Origin of the sequence: Mangrovimonas xylaniphaga, assembly GCF_001280435.1 — a bacterium.
GTDB lineage: Bacteria > Bacteroidota > Bacteroidia > Flavobacteriales > Flavobacteriaceae > Mangrovimonas_A > Mangrovimonas_A xylaniphaga.
Genome location: NZ_LBIP01000013.1, coordinates 409,601 through 429,289 on the forward strand (window position 1 = coordinate 409,601; position 19,689 = coordinate 429,289).

Below are 19,689 nucleotides of genomic sequence, written 5' to 3' on the forward strand. Positions count from 1 at the left end.
ATTACATGTTACTGTATAAATCAATTGTCTCACCTTCCGCCAGTTGTACAAATGCCTTTTTAACGGCATTTGTTTTACCATGCTGAATACCTGTTTTTGTGTAACGGGTTCTTCTTTCTGGACGGACATTTATAGTACGAACTTTTTCAACAGAAACGCCATAAGCAGCTTCTACTGCTTTTTTAATTTCTACCTTGTTCGCCTTTGTGCTCACTTCAAAGCTAAAGCAGTTGTTCAACTCACCTTGAGTTGTTGCTTTCTCTGTGATAATAGGTTTAATTAAGATACTCATGACTTTCTTATTTACTTAAATTCGTTTCAATTCCCTCTAGAGCCCCCTCTAAAAGGACTACTTTACTTGCGTTCAAAATTTTATAAGTATTTAATTCTGAAGCAGTTATCACTTCAGACCCTTTAAAATTACGCGACGACAAATATACATTATTATTTGACGCTCCCAATACAAACAAAGATTTTTTGTCTTGAATATCAAGGGCTTTTAAAACCGCTGTGAAGTTCTTTGTTTTTGGAGTGTCAAAGCTAAAGTCTTCCAAAACTACGATTGACTTGTCATTTGCCTTAATGCTCAAAGCTGATTTACGAGCCAAACGCTTAAGGTTTTTGTTCAATTTGAAACTGTAGTTTCTTGGTCTTGGACCGAACATACGTCCACCACCTTTAAATACTCCAGACTTGATACTACCCGCACGAGCTGTACCAGTTCCTTTTTGCTTTTTAAGCTTACGAGTACTTCCAGAGATTTCAGCTCTTTCCTTAGCCTTGTGAGTTCCTTGACGTTGGTTAGCCAAATATTGCTTAACGTCTAAGTATACTGCGTGATTGTTAGGCTCAATAGCAAACACATCCTTAGAAAGCTCTGCTTGTCTACCTGTGTCTTTTCCGTTTATATCTAAAACTGCTACTTTCATTATTTCTCAATGATTACATAAGAGTTTTTGTGTCCTGGAACACATCCTTTAACTACAAGAAGGTTCTTTTCTGGAACTACTTTGTAAACTCTTAAATTTTCAACTTTCACTTTTTCACCACCCATTCTTCCGGCCATCTTGATTCCTTTGAATACTCTCGCAGGATAAGATGCTGCACCGATAGAACCAGGAGCTCTTAAACGGTTGTGCTGACCGTGGGTAGCTTGTCCAACCCCACCGAATCCGTGACGTTTTACAACCCCTTGGAATCCTTTTCCTTTAGAGGTTCCTGAGATGTCCACAAACTCACCTTCGATGAAGTGCTCTACTGTGATTGCATCACCTAATTTGTAATCTCCTTCAAATCCTTGGAATTCAACGACTTTTTTCTTAACAGAAGTACCAGCTTTTTTGGCGTGACCAAGTTCCGCTTTTGTAGCACTTTTTTCTGTCTTGTCATCGAAACCAAGTTGAAGAGCATTATACCCGTCAACCTCTTCGGTTCTGACTTGGGTAACGATACATGGTCCAGCTTCGATTACTGTACATGGAATGTTTTTTCCATTTTCATCGAAAATGCTGGTCATACCGATCTTTTTTCCTATTAACCCAGACATATTTATTAATTATTAAATTGATTACTATATTATTTTAAAAAATTCAGGGTCAAAATACGTTTCAACCCTGAATTGTACTTTTTCCGTTTTTCCTTTGCACGAAGCGCCGGACATGTGATCAAGAAATTTGTTTCTTGATGTGCTTACTTACACCTTGATCTCTACTTCAACTCCACTTGGCAATTCAAGTTTCATCAAAGCGTCGATTGTTTTAGAAGATGAAGAGTAGATATCCAACAATCTCTTGTAAGAGCTTAATTGGAACTGCTCTCTAGACTTCTTGTTTACGTGTGGTGAACGTAATACAGTGAAAATCTTTTTGTGAGTTGGTAATGGAATTGGTCCAGTTACAACAGCACCTGTACTTTTTACTGTTTTTACAATCTTGTCAGCTGACTTGTCAACCAAGTTGTGATCGTAAGACTTTAATTTTATTCTGATTTTTTGACTCATTTTCTTAAGATTTAAGCTTCAACTCCTTTAGCTGCCTTAATCACTTCTTCCGCAATGTTCGAAGGAGTTTCAGCATAATGTGAAAATTCCATAGTAGAGGTTGCTCTACCAGAAGACAACGTACGTAAAGCAGTTACGTAACCAAACATTTCTGATAATGGTACGTGCGCTTTTACAACTTTAGATCCGGATCTATCGCCCATGTCGTTAACCTGTCCACGACGACGGTTAAGGTCACCTACGATATCACCCATGTTTTCTTCTGGAGTGATAACTTCCAATTTCATGATAGGCTCCATGATCACGGCTTTAGCAGCTCTTGCAGCAGCTTTGAAACCAAGTTTAGCAGCCAATTCGAATGATAACTGGTCAGAATCCACATCGTGGTAAGATCCGTCTGTCAAAGTTACTTTCATAGCGTCTACTTCGTAACCTGCCAATGGACCGTTTACCATAGCCATCTTGAATCCTTTCTCGATTGAAGGGATAAATTCTTTTGGTACGTTACCACCTTTGATCTCAGAAACGAACTCAAGACCAACTTTACCTTCTTCTGCAGGCTCAAGAGTAAATACAATATCCGCGAATTTACCACGTCCACCAGATTGCTTCTTGTAAACCTCTCTGTGTTGTGCAGTTTGAGTAATAGCTTCTTTGTACTCTACTTGAGGTTGTCCTTGGTTTACTTCAACCTTGAACTCACGCTTCAAACGGTCAACAATAATATCTAAGTGAAGCTCACCCATTCCAGAAATGATAGTCTGTCCTGTAGCCTCATCTGTTCTTACTGTAAAAGTTGGATCTTCTTCTGCCAATTTAGCCAAAGCCATACCTAGTTTATCAACGTCAGCTTTAGTTTTAGGCTCAACCGCGATACCAATTACTGGATCTGGGAAGTCCATACTTTCCAATACAATTGGGTGTTTCTCATCAGACATAGTATCACCAGTCTTGATGTCTTTAAACCCTACTGCTGCTCCAATATCACCAGCTTCGATATATTCGATAGCATTTTGCTTGTTAGAGTGCATTTGGTAGATACGAGAGATACGCTCTTTTTTACCTGAACGGTTGTTCAAGATGTAAGAACCTGCATCTAAACGTCCAGAGTAAGCTCTAAAGAATGCCAAACGACCTACGAAAGGATCGGTAGCAATTTTAAATGCCAATGCAGCGAAAGGCGCGTCAACACTTGGTTTACGAGTCTCTTCAGCTCCTGTGTCTGGGTTAGTACCAATAATGTTATCTCTATCTAATGGAGAAGGTAAATAACGACAAACAGCATCTAATAAGAACTGTACTCCTTTATTTTTAAATGAAGAACCACAGATCATAGGAATGATAGCCATATCCATTACAGCAGCTCTAAGTGCAGCGTGCACTTCTTCTTCTGTAATAGAATCTTCATCTTCCATGAATTTCTCTAATAAGTTCTCATCGTAAGTAGCTACCTCTTCAATTAAAAGCGCACGGTATTTACGTGCTTCTTCTTTCATATCTTCAGGAATGTCGATAACATCAAAAGTTGCCCCTTGAGTTTCATCATGCCATACGATAGCTCTGTTTTTTACTAAGTCTACGATACCTTTGAAATCTGCTTCGTCACCAATGTTCAATACGATTGGCACAGCGTTAGATTTCAACATATCTTTTACTTGTTGACATACTGCTAAGAAGTTAGATCCTTGACGGTCCATCTTGTTAACAAATCCAATACGTGGTACTTTATAGTTATCAGCAAGTCTCCAGTTAGTTTCAGATTGAGGCTCAACACCATCAACTGCACTAAATAAGAATACCAAACCATCTAATACACGTAATGAACGGTTTACCTCTACAGTAAAGTCAACGTGACCCGGAGTATCGATAATGTTAAAGTGATACCCTTGAGTCTCTGGAGTAGGCTGCGCATTCTCCAATGGGAACTGCCATGTACAAGTTGTAGCTGCAGATGTGATAGTAATACCACGCTCTTGCTCTTGCTCCATCCAGTCCATAGTTGCAGCACCATCGTGCACCTCACCAATTTTGTGAGAAACTCCTGTATAATAAAGTATACGCTCCGTTGTTGTTGTTTTACCAGCATCAATGTGAGCTGCAATACCTATATTTCTTGTAAGTTTTAAATCTCTTGCCATTTTATTAGAATCTAAAGTGTGAGAATGCTTTGTTAGCCTCTGCCATCTTATGAGTATCTACTCTTTTCTTAACGGCTGCTCCTTCTTCCTTAGCTGCTGCTAAAATTTCTGAAGCCAAACGTTGTGCCATAGATTTTTCATTTCTTTTACGCGCATAACCGATTAACCATTTCATTGCAGTTGAAATTTTGCGGTCTGGACGTATTTGCATAGGGATTTGAAATGTTGCACCACCAACTCTACGGCTACGTACTTCTACGTGAGGCATAACGTTTGATAAAGCATCTTTCCAAAGTTCCAACGCTGTTTTCTCATCATCAGCTTTCTTAGACTCTACAATATCAATAGCATCATAGAATATTTTAAAAGCTACAGACTTCTTACCGTCCCACATCATCATATTAACGAAACGTGTTACCAACTGATCGTTAAAACGTGGATCTGGTAAAAGCGGTCTTTTTTTCGCTTGTCTTTTTCTCATGTCTTCTTCTTAAAGTTTTTTTAATTACTTCTTAGGGCGTTTTGCACCATACTTAGATCTACGTTGTGTTCTACCATTAACACCTGCAGTGTCAAGAGCTCCACGAACGATGTGATATCTAACTCCTGGTAAATCTTTTACCCTTCCGCCTCTAACCAATACTATCGAGTGCTCTTGTAGGTTGTGACCCTCACCTCCGATGTATGCGTTAACCTCGTTACCGTTTGTTAAACGAACCCTTGCTACCTTACGCATTGCTGAGTTAGGTTTCTTAGGCGTTGTAGTATAAACACGAGTACACACACCACGTCTTTGTGGGCACGAATCCAAAGCAGCCGATTTACTCTTCTTGGTTATTTTGGCTCTTCCTTTTCGTACTAATTGTGAAATTGTTGGCATATATTACTATATAATTTTTATTAAAGCCTCTATTTAGAGGGCTGCAAAGGTAGGAATAAAAATGAATTTTTCAAATGTTAAGTGATTAATTTTAAAAAGTTTGGTGAATTATTTTTTGCTCTGCATATTTTAGTTGAATTATTTCCGTTAGCTTTGAAATCAAATTCCGTATGATGCCCTCCTCAAAATTGTTAATGCAATTAATTTTTTGGACGTTGCTTTGCAACATCATTCACGCTCAATCACTTCACTTAAGCGTTCAGGGCAAAAACGAAAAAGAAACCCAAATCATTGACTCCATAGGGTACAAAAAAATCAACTCTAATTATAGCGAGTTGGAAACTGAGCTGTTTTCCCTTCAACAAAAAATAAACAAATTGGGATATTTGGAATCAAACCTCGAAGATCTCACAAAAGAATCCGATTCAAGCTACGTTGCTCATTTACATTTAAACAACCATTACAAAACCATCCTTATATATATTAAGGAATTAGACCCTAAATATTTAAAAGCACTCGACCTAAAAACACTTGATGGCTATTCACTCATTAGTATTGCAGAACTAGAAGACACTTTAGAATCACTCAACACCGAAATTACCAATACGGGAGACCCATTTAGTTCACTTGAATTAACGGACCTAAAAAAAATAAACGATTACACTCTATCGGCTAAACTGAAAATCACTAGCAATAAAATCAGGACCATCGATGGCATCGTAATTAAAGGTTATGAAAAATTTCCAAGGTCATATGTCAAACACTTTTTAAAAATAAAAACTTCCCAAACATTTAACCTTTCTAAAATAAAAGAACAAACAAACCTGTTAAACGATTTGCAATTTGCCAACCAAATTAAGGATCCCGAAGTTTTATTTACCAAAGATTCCACTACCTTATATTTATATATAGAAAAGACCAAAGCGAATTCTTTTGATGGCTTCTTAGGGTTTGGAACTAATACGGAAACTCAAAATTTGGAATGTGACGGTTATTTAAACTTAGCACTCATCAACAACCTTAATTATGGAGAATCCCTAAATCTTCTTTATAAGAGTGACGAAAACGACCAAAGAACATTCAACCTTGATGTAAGCCTCCCCTATCTTTTCAAAACACCAATAGGCATTGATGCCAATTTGAATATTTTCAGAAGAGATTCCTCGTTTGTAAACATTACACAATCCGCCAACCTATTTTACCAACTAAACTCTAGGAACAAACTATCAGTCGGGATACACGGAATCAACTCCAACAATTTACTGGACAACTCCACGAGTACCATTACAGATTACAAATCGACTTTTTATAAAATCAATTACTCTTTCATAAAACCACAATATTACGATAACCTATTTCCAACAAACTTTCTGTTTGATTTTTCTACCGGCTTTGGAAAACGCTCATCAGAATTCAAAACAGAAAGGCAAACCCAGTTTCAAGTCAATAGCTATAAAATTTTCAACTTAAACGACAGGAACAGCCTATTCACTCGTTTAAATGGAGCCTATTTAAATTCCGACCAATATTTAGAAAACGAATTGTATCGCTTTGGAGGCATCAATTCCATTAGGGGCTTTGAAGAAAACAGCATCTTGGCCAACCTTTACGCCGTACTCAATACAGAATATAGATACCGCCTCTCAAATAACCTTTATGTTCACAGTGTTTTGGACGCCTCATATTTTGAAAACCAACTAAATAACACCAAAGAAAAACTCTTCGGTATAGGCTTTGGTTTTGGCTTACTAACAAATACCGGCCTCTTCAAACTCAACTACTCTAACGGAAAGACTGAAAACCAGAGCTTTAAATTTTCAGATTCAAAAATCCACATAAGCATCTCTTCCACGTTTTAACATTATTGTTAATAGTCTTTTAAAAATTTTAATACAAGTTTGTTGTTTTATTAACTTTTTATTAAGATATTCGGACAGGCTAATTCAAATTAATTTAAATATGAAAACAAAGTTTAGTGGAATTCTAACGCTAATACTGGCGTTTGTTGTGCAGATAACTTTTGCACAAGAAAAAACAATTTCAGGGACGGTTACGGATGAGACCGGACTTCCTCTCCCTGGAGTTAACATTATTGTTAAAGGGACAACTACCGGAACCCAAACCGATTTTGATGGAAACTATGCCATCTCAGCAAAAGCCGGTGACATTTTAACATTTACTTATATTGGACTAAAAACCCAAGAAATTACGGTAGGATCATCAAGCTCGATCAACATCACCATGTTGGAAGATGCTGCTGTTCTTGATGAAGTTGTCGTAACTGCTTTAGGGATCAAGCGAGAAGAAAAGGCGCTTGGTTATTCTGTACAAAGTATTAAAGGCGAAGGAATGACTGAAGCCAGAGAAAGTAACATCTCAAATGCCATTAGCGGTAAAGTTGCCGGGGTTCAGGTTACAGGAACATCAGGTAGTGTTGGTTCCTCTTCTCGTATTGTATTGAGAGGTAACTCCTCTATTACAGGGAACAACGAGCCTCTTTACGTAGTAGACGGTGTTCCAATTGACAACAGATCGTTTGGTAACGCCGGAAGCGGTGGAGGTGTCGATTTACCTAATGGTGCAGCAGATATTAATCCAGATGATATTGAATCTGTTACAATTCTGAAAGGTCCTAACGCTGCTGCTCTATATGGTTTACGAGCTGGAAACGGAGTTATTGTAATCACTACTAAAAGCGGTAGTGGAGCCAAAAAGTTTGGTATATCCATTAACACGAACGTGACTTTTTCTAATCCTTTATTACTCCCTGATTACCAAAATTCATATGGACAAGGTGGGGACCCTAGTTATTTTGAATTTGTTAATGGCGCTGGAGCTGGTGTTGGAGATGGTGTAGATGAAAGCTGGGGACCGGCTTTAGATACTGGCCTAGAATTTATTCAATGGAATTCACAATTGAACGGAGGGCAACCACTTCCTTGGCGCTCTTATCCAGACAACGTTAAAGACTTTTTGGACACTGGTATAAACATTAGCAACAACGTCTCCTTAACTACGGACAAAATCCGTCTTTCCATTGGTAATTCAGATGAAAAAGGGATGGTACCTCATACCGAATTGAAAAAAACCACTATTGGATTTAACGGAACACTTGATTTAGGAGAGCGCTTTACTGCTAGTACCTCTGTAAACTATTTCAATATAGATAGCGACAACTTACCTATCACGGGATACAATAATGAAAACCCTTTCCAGCAGTTTATTTGGTCTGCTAGACAAGTTAACTTTTCTGAATTAAGAGATTGGAGAAACTTCCCATTAGCGCCAGAAGGAACGGCCGCTGAAGGAACTCCTCTTAACTGGAACCACAACTTCCAAAACAACCCATATTGGGTATTGGAAACCAACAGAAATACGTTTGAAAAGGATCGTGTAATTGGAAATATTAATTTAGCCTACGAAATTAACGATTGGTTGAGCGTAAGTTCTATGGTAGGTGTTGACTTCTATAGCCAACTAGAAACTAGCAGACAAGCCAAAGGAAGTAACAATGCTCCTGATGGAAGTTACACGGAAATCCAAAGAAGATACGAAGAGATTAATTCCAGTATTTTATTTACCATCAATAAGGATATTACAGATGACTTTAACTTCTCTTTAAATCTTGGGGCTAACCAAATGGAAAGAAAGTACAATAGTACATATGGTCAGCTTCCTGCATTAGAATTACCGGATTTATACAATTTAGCCAACTTACAAACAGGCGCGACAGCCGTTCTTGATAATACTGAAAGAAACCAAGAAATTAGTAGTGTTTACGGTTACGGTCAAATTGGATTTAGAAACTTATTCTTTATTGATTTTACGGCAAGAAATGATTGGGCTAGTATCTTACCTGTAGACAACAACTCTTTCTTTTACCCTTCCGTTAGTGGTTCCTTAATTCTTACAGATGCCTTAGGAATAACTAGTGACGCTGTAAACTTTCTGAAAATTAGAGGAGGTTGGTCTAAAGTAGGTAGTACAGGTGCATTAGGCCCTTACAGTATCAAACCAACTTTTGGACTTGGAAACACAGGATTCGGAAACCAAGCTTCATTGCCTAACACTCAATGGAATCCAAACTTAAAAGCAGAAACAGTTACCGGAGTTGAAGTTGGTATCGATGGTAAATTTTTCCAAAACAGATTACGTTTTGGCTTCACTTACTACGATCAAAAATCTGAAGACCTTTTAGTTCCAATTCAAGTAACTGCAGCCACTGGTTTTACAAATGTATGGGATAACGTAGCAGACATGACCAATAAAGGGTTTGAAGTTTCTTTTGGAGCTACAGTAATCGAGACGGAAGATTTCAGCTTCGATATAGACCTTAATTGGGCAACCAATGATAACGAAGTTACTTCACTTGGAGAATTGGATACTTATATTTTAGGTGGTCAGTGGGGGCTAAATCTTGAAGCTAGACCAGGCCTACCTTACGGATTATTAGTTGGTAGAGACTTTGAAAGAACCGAAGACGGAAAAGTAATCTACGAAGATGGACTTCCTGTTATTGATCAAGACTACAAAGTATTGGGAGATATTGCTCCTGATTGGACAGGAGGTGCCAATTTCGCCATTAGATATAAAAACTTTGATTTATCAACGCTTATCGACGCTAAAATCGGAGGTGAAGTACACAGTATGACCTATGCTTGGGGTAGATATGCAGGTACCTTAGAAGAATCTTTAATAGGTAGAGAAACTGGAGTTGTTGGTAATGGTGTAATGTCAGACGGTAATGGAGGTTATATACCAAACAATGTTGTAGTAGATGCCAAAGTGTTTAACCAAGCTGCTTACAGTAATGATGTAGAATCAAGTTCGATCTTTGATGCGTCCTATGTTAAGTTAAGACAGATAACTTTAGGATATGCAATTCCTGCGAAATTTTTCAAGAACAGTGTTGTAGAAGGTTTAAAATTCTCGATTGTAGGAAGAAACCTTGCAATGTTGTACAAAAAAGCGCCGCACATTGATCCTGAAACAGGGTTTAGTAGTGCCAATGGACAACAAGGGCAGGAATTTGGACAATATCCATCTGCCAGAAACATAGGTTTCAACATCAACTTAAAATTCTAAAAAAATGATTATGAAAAAAATAAAATTCATCATTTGCACTTTAATCACACTTTCAGTGATTACAGGGTGTACTAAAGATTATGAAGAGCTAAATACAGACCCCAACAATCCTGTAGCGGTACCTGCTCACCTTTTATTAGGGACAACTCAAAGAGTTTATATGAACGTAATGCATGGTGTATTAGGTGGTGCAGGAGGTGATATGGGAGCAGTTTGGGCCCAGTTGTGGAGCAAAGTACAGTATAACTCAGAGGAACGCTATATCCCAAGAAGAACGGTTATCGATAACATATGGGACAATACTTTCGCTAGTGTAATTTCAGAAGCATCCGCCATGGAAGAGTTAGCTGCAGCCGAAGGCAACACCAACTTACAGGCCGCAGCCATCATCATGCAAGCCTCTGGATTCCAATTCATGACAGAACTTTTCGGACCTATTCCATTTACCGAAGCAATGGATCCATCAATTTTAAAACCTGTTTATGATGATGAAACTACCATTTACAATGGCATCATCGACATGTACTCTCAAGCAGCTTCGTTGCTTGCTAATGGTTCGGGGGAAATTGTAGCATCTTCCGATTTATTTTATGGGGGTGATGTCACCAAATGGAGAAAATTAGCAAACACTTTAAAATTTAGAGCTTTAATGAGAATTTCATCAACTCAAAATGTAAGTTCTGAATTACAGGCTTTGGTTAATGGAGGATACTTGATGACATCCAACGATGACGATGCCCAAGTGAGCTATACTGCAGTACAGCCAGACGCTAACCCTATTTACGAATTAATCGATTATGGAGCGCGATTGGAATACAAAGTGAATGAGCTTGTAGTTGAAAGAATGAAGACTCTTAACGATGATCGTTTACCATTATATGCAGCTCCTGCAGATTCTGACGGAGAATATAGAGGTAAACCAGCTGGATATGGTGACCTTACAGCACTTCCTAACGAAGCACTTGGTTACACTTACGCCAACATCTCTGGATTGGGTGATTTCTATTTAAACCCTGAACTACCAGGAGTTTTAATGTCTTTCTCTGAGTTAAGCTTTTTAATGGCTGAAGCGGCAACCGAAGGATATATCTCTGGAGGATTGGATGCAGCCTTAAGCTACTACTACACAGGTATCGAGGCTAGTTATGAGTTCCATGGCATAAGTCCTTCTGCTTACATAGCACAAGAAGGTTTAGGGTTTGCCAATCAAAATGATGCTCGTCAAAAGATAGGCGAAGAAAAATGGCTAGCTCTATTTGGACAAGGTTTTGAAGCTTGGACGGAATGGAGAAGAACTAATTTCCCTGTGTTAACTCCAGCTGTTGAAGGGGACATTAATCAAATTCCTTCTAGATACTACTATCCAACAACAGAACCATCTCTTAACAGCGAAAACAATGCTGCTGCTGCATCCTCTATTGGAGGCGATGAGTTGACATCTGCATTATTTTGGCAATAATAAACCTATAAATTTATACATATGAAAAATATAAAATTCTTAATATTATCGTTGTTATCACTCTCCATGATGGTTTCTTGCATAGATGATGACAATGACGAATTAACTGGAGGAGCCACAACAGGAGGCCTTATATCTCTTAATAATGCTGCCATAGGTTATGTTGTTGGAAATGGAGCAACATATACTGCCTCAGGAAATATTTATCAAGGAAAGGTTAAAACAGTAAATGTAGACATTTATAAGTCCTTTACGAGTTCTGCCTCCGGAAATAGTACTGAAGAAATCTTATATGACTCTGTAGCCATCACAGACACTGAACTGGGAACAAATGCTCCTTTTTCAACCTCTTTTACTTATGAAGATCTAATTGAAGGCCTAACCTTAGATGGTAGCCCTTTACCTGCAAGTGACTCCGAATTAAATATTGGAGATTACTGGACTTTAAGGTACGAGAGCACTCTAGATAATGGAGAGGTAGTAGCTGGTGCAGCAATTACAAAAGTTTCTGTGGGGACCCGTTTCGCTGGACTTTATCGTTGTCTTGAAGCAGAATACTATAGAATTGGAGTACTCACCTATACCGCTTCTGATTGGCCTTCAGAAACCACTATTGAATCAGTTGACGCCACTACCTATAGAGTAGTTGAGTATTTTGGCGCTTTTAACGGAAATGAATGGTATTTTCAAATTGATGAAAATGACAAAATTTCTTATCCAGATGAAACTCCAAGTGGTGATGCCCAAACAGGAAACGGTCAACCTTTAATTACATGTGAATCTAATGCTGGGGATTTTGGAGATGTTCCATGCGGATCTGCAACCAATTACGTAGAGCGCGATGATGTTAATGGAGAAGACAAGTTATACATGACATTCGGTTATTATACATCTGGATCTGGCCCAAGAACATTCTATCAAGTAATGGAAAAAATTGTAGAATAATAAATGAAAAACATATGAAAAATAATTTTATAAAAATATCTCTTTTGGCTCTAGCTACCATTTTTACTACATCTTGTAGTGATGATGATTTAACGGGGCATAGCACCAAGGAGCCTAGCTCCCCTACTCTTAGTGTAGCTTTGGATTTTGCCAATAGCCAAACATTAGTTGAAGAGGAAACAACTTATGGGTTTACCGTAAGTATTAGCGAACCACAAATTGTAGCAGTTAGAGTATATCTTGAACAAACAGGAGGTGACGCAACAGATGGTGAAGACTTTTCATTTCCTCATAGTGTAACAATTCCTGCTGGCTCAACATCAGTATCAGATGTTATTGCAATCCACGCCGATGATTTAATTGAAGAAACTGAAACTGCCACTATTAAGATTGGAACAGGATTTGAATCCAATGTTTCTGCTGTTAATGAGCAAATAGTTACTTTTAGCATTGAAAATCTTGTAGAAGGAGATTTAATGATTGGATTATCTTGGGAAGCCTCAGAAATGACGACTGATAATTCAGGAGTTGAAATTGATGCCACTGATTTAGCAGATTTGCGTTTATTGGTAACAGATGTTCCTTACACTCAAATTTTAGGAGGTGCTGATGGAGGTAGCTTTGAAAGCTTTACCATCTCTTCAGATTCAGATGATGGTGAGTACTACATTGTATCAGACTTTTATGATGCTGTTGATATTTCAAGAGAATTAAACCTAACTTTAACATTGGATCAAGTTGGTGTTATAAATGGTAATACTTACACTTTTAGCAATGCCTTAAGTACAGATTTCCTTTGTGTTGACAACTATTTTATATTAGGTAAAGTTACAAAAACAGGAGGATCCTACACATTTGAAGAAGTTGGTACAAATAACTTTGCATCACAATTGAAATCGTGGGGAGGTATTGACAGTGTAGATGCTTTAGGTCCTGAAGGGGGCTATCCTAGCCATGTAACAACCCAGGTAGATTGTGAAGGAAAATTAATATATGGACTAAACAGAGAATGGATGCAAACTACTTGGGGCGAGTCTATTCAAACAGAAGGAACTGTTTATTACACAGTAGATGAATCTGGAAATGTCACCATCCCTTCTCAGTACATATTCACAACATTATATAGTGGTGCGTTGTATGACTATACCGTATCAGGAACAGGAATTTTAGATGAAAGTGTTACCCCTGCAACTTTAACAATCAATTATGAGTTGGATCAAGAAGGGTTCTCTCCTAGCCAATGGTTGTATACTAACGGATATAGTGACACAACCTATTTTGCAGCCTCTTTAGTTCTAGAGGAATAATAAGGAATAATTCACCAATTATTATAGTTTGTCTTTTAAAACCACCTCTAAGAGGTGGTTTTTTTTATGAATTGCTGCTACCATTTATTTTATCCAATACATTTTTGTAAAACTTGTTTTTTATACCTTTGTCACAATGGAAAAAGAGACTACAATTTTTGGGATTAGAGCTGTTATTGAAGCGATTAAATCTGGGGAGAACATCGATAAGATTTTCATCCAAAAAGGACTACGAGGAGATTTGTTTTCAGAATTGGAACAACTTCTAAAAAAAGAGCGTTTAAACACCTCCTATGTTCCTGTTGAAAAGCTCAATAGACTTTCCAATAAAAACCATCAAGGAGTTATTGCCCAAATTGCACCAATTACTTTTTACGACTTGGAAGAGTTGGTAATGGAAGTGATGGAATCTGGTAAAACACCTCTTTTTCTCCTACTCGACCAACTTAGCGACGTCCGCAATTTTGGAGCAATTGTTAGGACCGCAGAATGTACAGGAGTTTCAGGAATTATCATCCAGAAAAAAGGAGGTGCACCAGTAAATGGTGACACCGTAAAAACCAGTGCTGGGGCTATTTTTAAAATGCCTATTTGCAAGGTTGACCACATTAAGGATGCTGTTTTCTATATGCAAGCATCGGGAATTAAAGTCATTGCTGCGACTGAAAAAACAGACCAAACCCTTTACGATGTTTCTTTTACAGAACCATGTGCCATTATCATGGGATCTGAAGGAAAGGGCATCAACCCTTCGGTGTTGAGTGTTGTAGATGAAAAAGCTAAACTTCCTATTTTGGGAGAAATTGAGTCTCTAAATGTTTCCGTAGCTTGTGGTGCTTTTTTATATGAAGCTATTCGCCAAAGACGTTAATCTTCGGCTGGACTTTCTTTAAAATCGTAAACTATCTTTACCTGGCTTTCCTCTTGCAGATTGTTTTGATTTTCTTCAGATTCATCTAGTTCGTCCTTTAGTTCGATGAAATTACCATTTTCATCAAAATGTTTCAAAAAAGGGTCATCATCCTCGTTATAATCTGGTTGCTGCCATACATAACGTTCTGGCTTCGCAATGGTTTTTCTGAATAGTAACGCAAACAAAAAGCCTGTAATCAAACCTGCCAAATGCCCTTCCCAGGACATCCCCCTCTCCCCTGGAAATACATACCAAATCATACTCCCGTATAAAAAAACAACCAGAAAGGAAAGTGCCACCAACCTATAATACTTGGCAAAAATACCCTTGAAGAATATAAAACTCACCAATACATAAATCAATCCACTTGCTCCAATATGGTTGGCTGGTCGCCCAATACACCAGGTAATGAATCCCGACAGTATGATTCCATATAACAGTACTTTCCAAGCTATTTTTCGGTAGAAATAGAACAAGGACATGGACAATACCAAAAGCGGAAGACTGTTGTGGTACAAATGTTTGATATCGGAATGGATAAATGGACTGAACAACACGCCTCGAAGTCCCTTCAACGTTAACGGATACACTCCAAAGTTTTTAATACCGTGAAAAAAACGCACTTGAAGCCAAAATACAATCCAAATCGCCAACACCATAAAAATAGGATAAGCGACAACTCCTGTAGAATATTTAAATTGTTGTGAATTGTCCATATTTAAATTTAGAATATTCTTGTCAAAATACTAACCATTTATAAGTTTAATGAAATATTGTCATCTTTATTATTCATTTAAATTGAAAAATTGAATCGCAATCAGCCTACAAACTTGCCTCTCAATTTTGTAATTTTACCCTATGAATGAACCCTTAGCAGAACGACTCAGACCCAAGCACCTTAAAGACTATCTTAGCCAAACCCATTTGGTTGGCGAACAAGGTTCTCTATCGCAACAATTAAAAAATGGTGTCATCCCCTCCATGATTTTTTGGGGGCCTCCAGGCACTGGAAAAACCACTTTGGCCAATATTATTGCCAATGAATCAGGGCGTCCTTTTTATACCTTGAGCGCCATAAGTTCTGGAGTAAAGGATGTGAGAGATGTTATTGAAAAGGCCAAGCAAAGCGGAGGTTTATTTACTACCAAAAATCCAATCTTGTTTATTGATGAGATCCACAGGTTTAGTAAATCGCAACAAGATTCCCTATTACAAGCTGTAGAGAAAGGCTGGGTAACTCTTATTGGCGCGACTACAGAAAACCCGAGTTTTGAAGTGATTCCTGCCCTTATTTCACGCTGTCAGGTTTATGTATTGAATTCCTTCAGCAAAGAGGATTTAGAAGCGCTTCTCAACAGAGCCATTCAAGAAGATGACATCCTATCCGCAAAGAACATACAACTCAAGGAAACCGAAGCCTTGATTAGGCTTTCGGGAGGTGATGGACGAAAACTTCTCAATATTTTTGAGCTTATAGTCTCTTCCTTTGGAGAAGATCAGGATATTGTCATCACCAATGACGATGTCTATAAAAAAGTGCAGAATAATACGGTTCGTTATGACAAAACCGGCGAACAACATTACGACATTATTTCTGCCTTTATAAAATCAATAAGGGGAAGCGATCCCAATGCTGCCGTATATTGGTTGGCAAGAATGATTGAAGGCGGTGAAGATGTTAAATTCATTGCACGCCGACTTCTTATTTTGGCCAGTGAAGATATTGGCAATGCCAACCCAACGGCATTAGTTATCGCCAACAATTCCTTTCAGGCCGTTTCCACAATTGGCTATCCAGAATCCCGAATAATTTTAAGTCAGTGTGCCATTTATTTGGCCACCTCTCCAAAAAGTAATGCTTCCTACCAAGCTATAGGTAAAGCGCAGCAATTGGTGAGACAAACTGGTGATTTATCTGTGCCATTGAGCATAAGAAATGCCCCTACCAAACTTATGAAAGAGTTAGGCTACGGTGAAGACTACCAGTACGCACATAATTACGAGAACAACTTCGCTCCTCAGGAATTTCTTCCGGACGAAATTAAAAATACGAGGCTCTACGAACCAGGAAACAATGCAAGGGAACAATCGCAACGTGAGTTTTTAAAACAGCGTTGGAAAGACAAGTACGGCTATTAAAACTTAATGTTTAAGGTTTTAGAACTTACCGATGCGCCATCGTTATGGGAATAGTACCAAGTACCATTTTCCTTATATACAATAGCATCGCTACCTTTTACCACAAAAACATCTGCTTTGGAAGTTTCCAAAAGAATCATCACAACCTTTGGAGTTCTATCTACCAATTGATACCCTTTATCCAAAGCCTGCGCATATAAGGTTTCAGTTTCCGTAACTGATGAAGGAGCAGGTTTAATAGTATTGCTCACCGAAGCCGAGGCTGCTACAACCGTGGTATTTTCTTTTACTGTATTTGAAGTAATTGGAGCGGCTTCTGTTACCGGCATGACTGATTGACTTGCCCCATACACTGGTTCATAGGCATAGTCCATAAACTGAAAAGTTTCAAAAGCATCTCTCAAGGCCATTGTATAAGCTTTCCCATATTCCTTTTCCCTAGACTCCCCTTCTTTGGATGACTGTATAAGTTTTCCGTCGCAATTCTTTAAATCTATCTGCAATTTCGTCTTGAAAAGCCCTCCTTTTATTTGGGTAACATTGGCATACAAAGCCAAACACCTGTTGGACTGTAAATCTGCGGGAAGTGTTTCATTGTTGAAAAAGGCCGTATAACCATATTTATTAAAAAGGAACTTAGTCAATGAATTTAATTGATATTCATCGTTTGCCTTTAGGAATTCATATTTCGTTGGAACGATGATATATTTATAGTTGTTTACAGCATCCTGTGCAAAGCTTCCAATTGAGAACAAGCTTATCGATACCAACAATAAAAGACGTTTATAAAAGTTCATTGTATTTCTTTTTTTAATTATAGGCTTATTTAATATAGCCTAAAGATAGTTTTTTAATTGAATAAGATGTGTTACTTGTTTTACAGATTCTTCAACGTTCTCGTTTCTACAGTTAAAAAAAATGGCTTCCAATCCAACTTCCATGGCGCCTTGTACATCCGCTTCGAAACTATCCCCTACCATAATACTCTCTTCAGGCCTGGCATTGGCTTCGTTTAGGGCAAACTTAAAGATTTCGGGATTGGGCTTCTTCACTCCTACCACTTCCGCATTGGTCATAGTTTTGAAAAAATGGCCCATTTTGGACCCATCCATCTTTTTGTTTTGGGCTTCCTTAAAACCATTGGTAATGATATGCAGTTCATAATTTGGCTTTAAATAATCCAAAATTTCCAAAGCCCCTTCGTACACGTGATTGAACGTGGTTAAATAGGTGATGTAGTCAAGTGAAAGTTGCAAAATAAGTTCATCCGAAGCTTCAAATTCTATGCTATCAAACGTGTCACGCAACCTGCCGTAGCGCAACTTTTCTTTGTCCACCTTTTCATGTCTATAGAGTTTCCAATAGTTTCGGTTCACTTCATTATAAACATTTAAAAAACTATCCAGTGGCGCCTTTACATTATGGATTTGGAAGATCTTCTCGAAAGTCAATGCAGAGTTTCTATCAAAATCCCAAAGGGTATGATCCAAATCAAAAAATACGTGCTTGATTTTATGAAGCTTCATTTACAGAATCCAAAACAATATTAAACAATTCCCTAAATCCTTTCCATCTATGGTTCTCACTAAACGTATAGTTATGGAAAATGGGCGTAAAGGTACCGTTTACTTTTTGCACACTCTTAATCAACCGCTGTAATTCTTCCTTTTTATCTAAAAGAGACTGCTTTTTTAACAGTGCAAAATCAATAAAATGAAAGGAATTAATCTGCAGAGGCGTTTGGATTTCATAATCCAAATCGTAAAACTGAAATGGCGTACAGGTACTTGCCCTAAAACCCAGTTCGTTAATATAACCCATGGTAAAATCCTGCGTCACTTCCAATTCAATCAAACTCCGATAGGTTTCTGGCAGATTGATTTTTGAGAACGAATTACGGGATGCTTCCAAATTATAGTTGGTAATAGCTTCCATTTTGGCCTTTTCCTTCTTCAAAACTTCCTTGTTATCCAAAGCAAAATAAGAAACCTTAAGCCCTACCTTACAATAGTCGGCCACCGATTTGATGAGAGCCACAAACTTTTTCTTGTTCACATTGATATTCTTATCATAAGTAGAAAAATCACCAATCAAGAAAAACACGATGAATTTATCCTTAAACTGTTTTTGGCGGTTAATGATCCATTTGAAATTATCGTAGGGATCCCTTTGAAACCCAAAAATCACCAAAAAACGGGTATAGACACTTTTCAATTTAAAGCGAAACAAATCGCTCATGGTTCCTCCAATAGTCCTCAATAACCCCTTTTTCTTATAGTAATAGGCCATTGGCACATCTATCACAGGTTGTACCTTATACTTCTTTTCAGGAAATTGAAACTCCTTAAATTGCTCTTGGATAATCGCCTTAAACTTATAGGCCCAAATATCGATAACCGGCTGATTGAGAAACCCATTTTTATAGGCCAGACTTTCCTTGGCCACAAACCTCCCGTAAGGATCTTTAACGTGAGGCATATACTCCTCATAACGACACAACAGATAAAATGCTGCAGCAAAAATATCGAACGGTAAACTGCTTTTATCACTGGTTGTAAAAAAGCATTTGGTATCGTCCCACTCCATCACGTTAATTTCCACATCGCTCAGCCCCTGTTCAAACAACAACTCATGACTTCTTATAAAAATTTCATTGCCCAAAGGTTGTTTGGTATACGACATTTTAATGTCCTCATGGGCAATAAACTCTTCAATAGTAGTAGTAAACCCAACAGGAACTCCCAAAATCCTAGTGCAGATATGCTTGAAAGTATAAGTTAAACGCGGGGTTATTTTATGGGTATAGACTAATAGCATAGATAGT

Annotated in this window: 18 protein-coding genes; 7 read left to right on the forward strand and 11 right to left on the reverse strand. The window is 38.0% G+C overall.

From position 1 onward, the window contains the following. Position 1: 1 nt before the first annotated feature. The 7 genes from rplW to rpsL all read right to left on the reverse strand — a co-directional run bounded on the left by rplW (position 2) and on the right by rpsL (position 5,017). Complete coding sequence (rplW, locus tag ZA06_RS02010) at positions 2 to 292, reverse strand: 50S ribosomal protein L23 (RefSeq protein ID WP_053975743.1); 291 nt, start codon at positions 290 to 292, stop codon at positions 2 to 4. A 7-nt stretch (positions 293 to 299) separates the two neighbouring features. Continuing rightward, positions 300 to 929 (reverse strand): 50S ribosomal protein L4, encoded by a 630-nt coding sequence (gene rplD, locus ZA06_RS02015; protein ID WP_053975744.1) that lies wholly within the window; start codon positions 927 to 929, stop codon positions 300 to 302. Continuing rightward, entirely contained in the window at positions 929 to 1,546 is a 618-nt protein-coding gene (rplC, locus tag ZA06_RS02020) for a 50S ribosomal protein L3 (protein ID WP_053975745.1), read from the reverse strand. Before rplC ends, rplD begins: the two co-directional genes overlap by 1 nt. Before the next feature lie 147 nt (positions 1,547 to 1,693). Continuing rightward, positions 1,694 to 1,999, reverse strand: a complete 306-nt coding sequence (gene rpsJ, locus ZA06_RS02025; protein ID WP_007650482.1) for a 30S ribosomal protein S10 — start codon at positions 1,997 to 1,999, stop codon at positions 1,694 to 1,696. A gap of 11 nt (positions 2,000 to 2,010) precedes the next feature. Continuing rightward, positions 2,011 to 4,137, reverse strand: a complete 2,127-nt coding sequence (fusA, locus tag ZA06_RS02030; protein ID WP_053975746.1) for an elongation factor G — start codon at positions 4,135 to 4,137, stop codon at positions 2,011 to 2,013. A 4-nt stretch (positions 4,138 to 4,141) separates the two neighbouring features. Further along, positions 4,142 to 4,618, reverse strand: a complete 477-nt coding sequence (gene rpsG / locus ZA06_RS02035; protein ID WP_053975747.1) for a 30S ribosomal protein S7 — start codon at positions 4,616 to 4,618, stop codon at positions 4,142 to 4,144. A gap of 24 nt (positions 4,619 to 4,642) precedes the next feature. Then, positions 4,643 to 5,017 (reverse strand): 30S ribosomal protein S12, encoded by a 375-nt coding sequence (rpsL, locus tag ZA06_RS02040; RefSeq protein ID WP_053975748.1) that lies wholly within the window; start codon positions 5,015 to 5,017, stop codon positions 4,643 to 4,645. Between the two features lie 194 nt (positions 5,018 to 5,211). On the opposite strand from rpsL, the gene ZA06_RS02045 reads away from it, so the two are divergent. The 6 genes from ZA06_RS02045 to rlmB all read left to right on the forward strand — a co-directional run bounded on the left by ZA06_RS02045 (position 5,212) and on the right by rlmB (position 14,684). Beyond that, a complete protein-coding gene (locus tag ZA06_RS02045; protein WP_053977020.1) occupies positions 5,212 to 6,876 on the forward strand; it encodes a POTRA domain-containing protein in 1,665 nt (554 codons plus the stop codon). Positions 6,877 to 6,976: 100 nt separating this feature from the next. Then, positions 6,977 to 10,102 carry a SusC/RagA family TonB-linked outer membrane protein gene (locus tag ZA06_RS02050; protein ID WP_053975749.1) on the forward strand — a complete coding sequence of 1,042 codons (3,126 nt, stop codon included), beginning with the start codon at positions 6,977 to 6,979 and terminating at the stop codon, positions 10,100 to 10,102. Positions 10,103 to 10,112: 10 nt separating this feature from the next. After that, positions 10,113 to 11,561 carry a SusD/RagB family nutrient-binding outer membrane lipoprotein gene (locus ZA06_RS02055; RefSeq protein WP_168155198.1) on the forward strand — a complete coding sequence of 483 codons (1,449 nt, stop codon included), beginning with the start codon at positions 10,113 to 10,115 and terminating at the stop codon, positions 11,559 to 11,561. Positions 11,562 to 11,582: 21 nt separating this feature from the next. Then, the gene (locus ZA06_RS02060) at positions 11,583 to 12,506 is read left to right on the forward strand and encodes a hypothetical protein (protein WP_123812120.1); all 924 of its coding nucleotides are present in this window, start codon (positions 11,583 to 11,585) and stop codon (positions 12,504 to 12,506) included. A 14-nt stretch (positions 12,507 to 12,520) separates the two neighbouring features. Continuing rightward, a complete protein-coding gene (locus ZA06_RS02065) occupies positions 12,521 to 13,813 on the forward strand; it encodes a hypothetical protein (protein WP_053975752.1) in 1,293 nt (430 codons plus the stop codon). Between the two features lie 136 nt (positions 13,814 to 13,949). Beyond that, positions 13,950 to 14,684 carry a 23S rRNA (guanosine(2251)-2'-O)-methyltransferase RlmB gene (rlmB, locus tag ZA06_RS02070; protein ID WP_053975753.1) on the forward strand — a complete coding sequence of 245 codons (735 nt, stop codon included), beginning with the start codon at positions 13,950 to 13,952 and terminating at the stop codon, positions 14,682 to 14,684. Here rlmB and ZA06_RS02075 read toward each other — a convergent pair. Next, on the reverse strand, positions 14,681 to 15,442 hold the full coding sequence (locus ZA06_RS02075) for a rhomboid family intramembrane serine protease (RefSeq protein ID WP_053975754.1): 762 nt from the start codon (positions 15,440 to 15,442) through the stop codon (positions 14,681 to 14,683). The genes rlmB and ZA06_RS02075 overlap by 4 nt on opposite strands. Positions 15,443 to 15,584: 142 nt before the next feature. On the opposite strand from ZA06_RS02075, the gene ZA06_RS02080 reads away from it, so the two are divergent. Next, positions 15,585 to 16,865 (forward strand): replication-associated recombination protein A, encoded by a 1,281-nt coding sequence (locus tag ZA06_RS02080; RefSeq protein WP_053975755.1) that lies wholly within the window; start codon positions 15,585 to 15,587, stop codon positions 16,863 to 16,865. On the opposite strand, the gene ZA06_RS02085 is transcribed toward ZA06_RS02080, so the two are convergent. Genes ZA06_RS02085 through ZA06_RS02095 form a run of 3 tightly spaced genes read right to left on the reverse strand, consistent with a single transcriptional unit; the run spans position 16,862 to position 19,682 of the window. Beyond that, positions 16,862 to 17,662 (reverse strand): hypothetical protein, encoded by an 801-nt coding sequence (locus ZA06_RS02085; RefSeq protein ID WP_053975756.1) that lies wholly within the window; start codon positions 17,660 to 17,662, stop codon positions 16,862 to 16,864. The two genes, ZA06_RS02080 and ZA06_RS02085, sit on opposite strands and share 4 nt — an antisense overlap. A 39-nt stretch (positions 17,663 to 17,701) precedes the next feature. After that, a complete protein-coding gene (locus tag ZA06_RS02090; protein ID WP_053975757.1) occupies positions 17,702 to 18,391 on the reverse strand; it encodes a YjjG family noncanonical pyrimidine nucleotidase in 690 nt (229 codons plus the stop codon). After that, complete coding sequence (locus ZA06_RS02095; protein ID WP_053975758.1) at positions 18,378 to 19,682, reverse strand: polysaccharide deacetylase family protein; 1,305 nt, start codon at positions 19,680 to 19,682, stop codon at positions 18,378 to 18,380. Before ZA06_RS02095 ends, ZA06_RS02090 begins: the two co-directional genes overlap by 14 nt. Positions 19,683 to 19,689 lie beyond the last annotated feature (7 nt).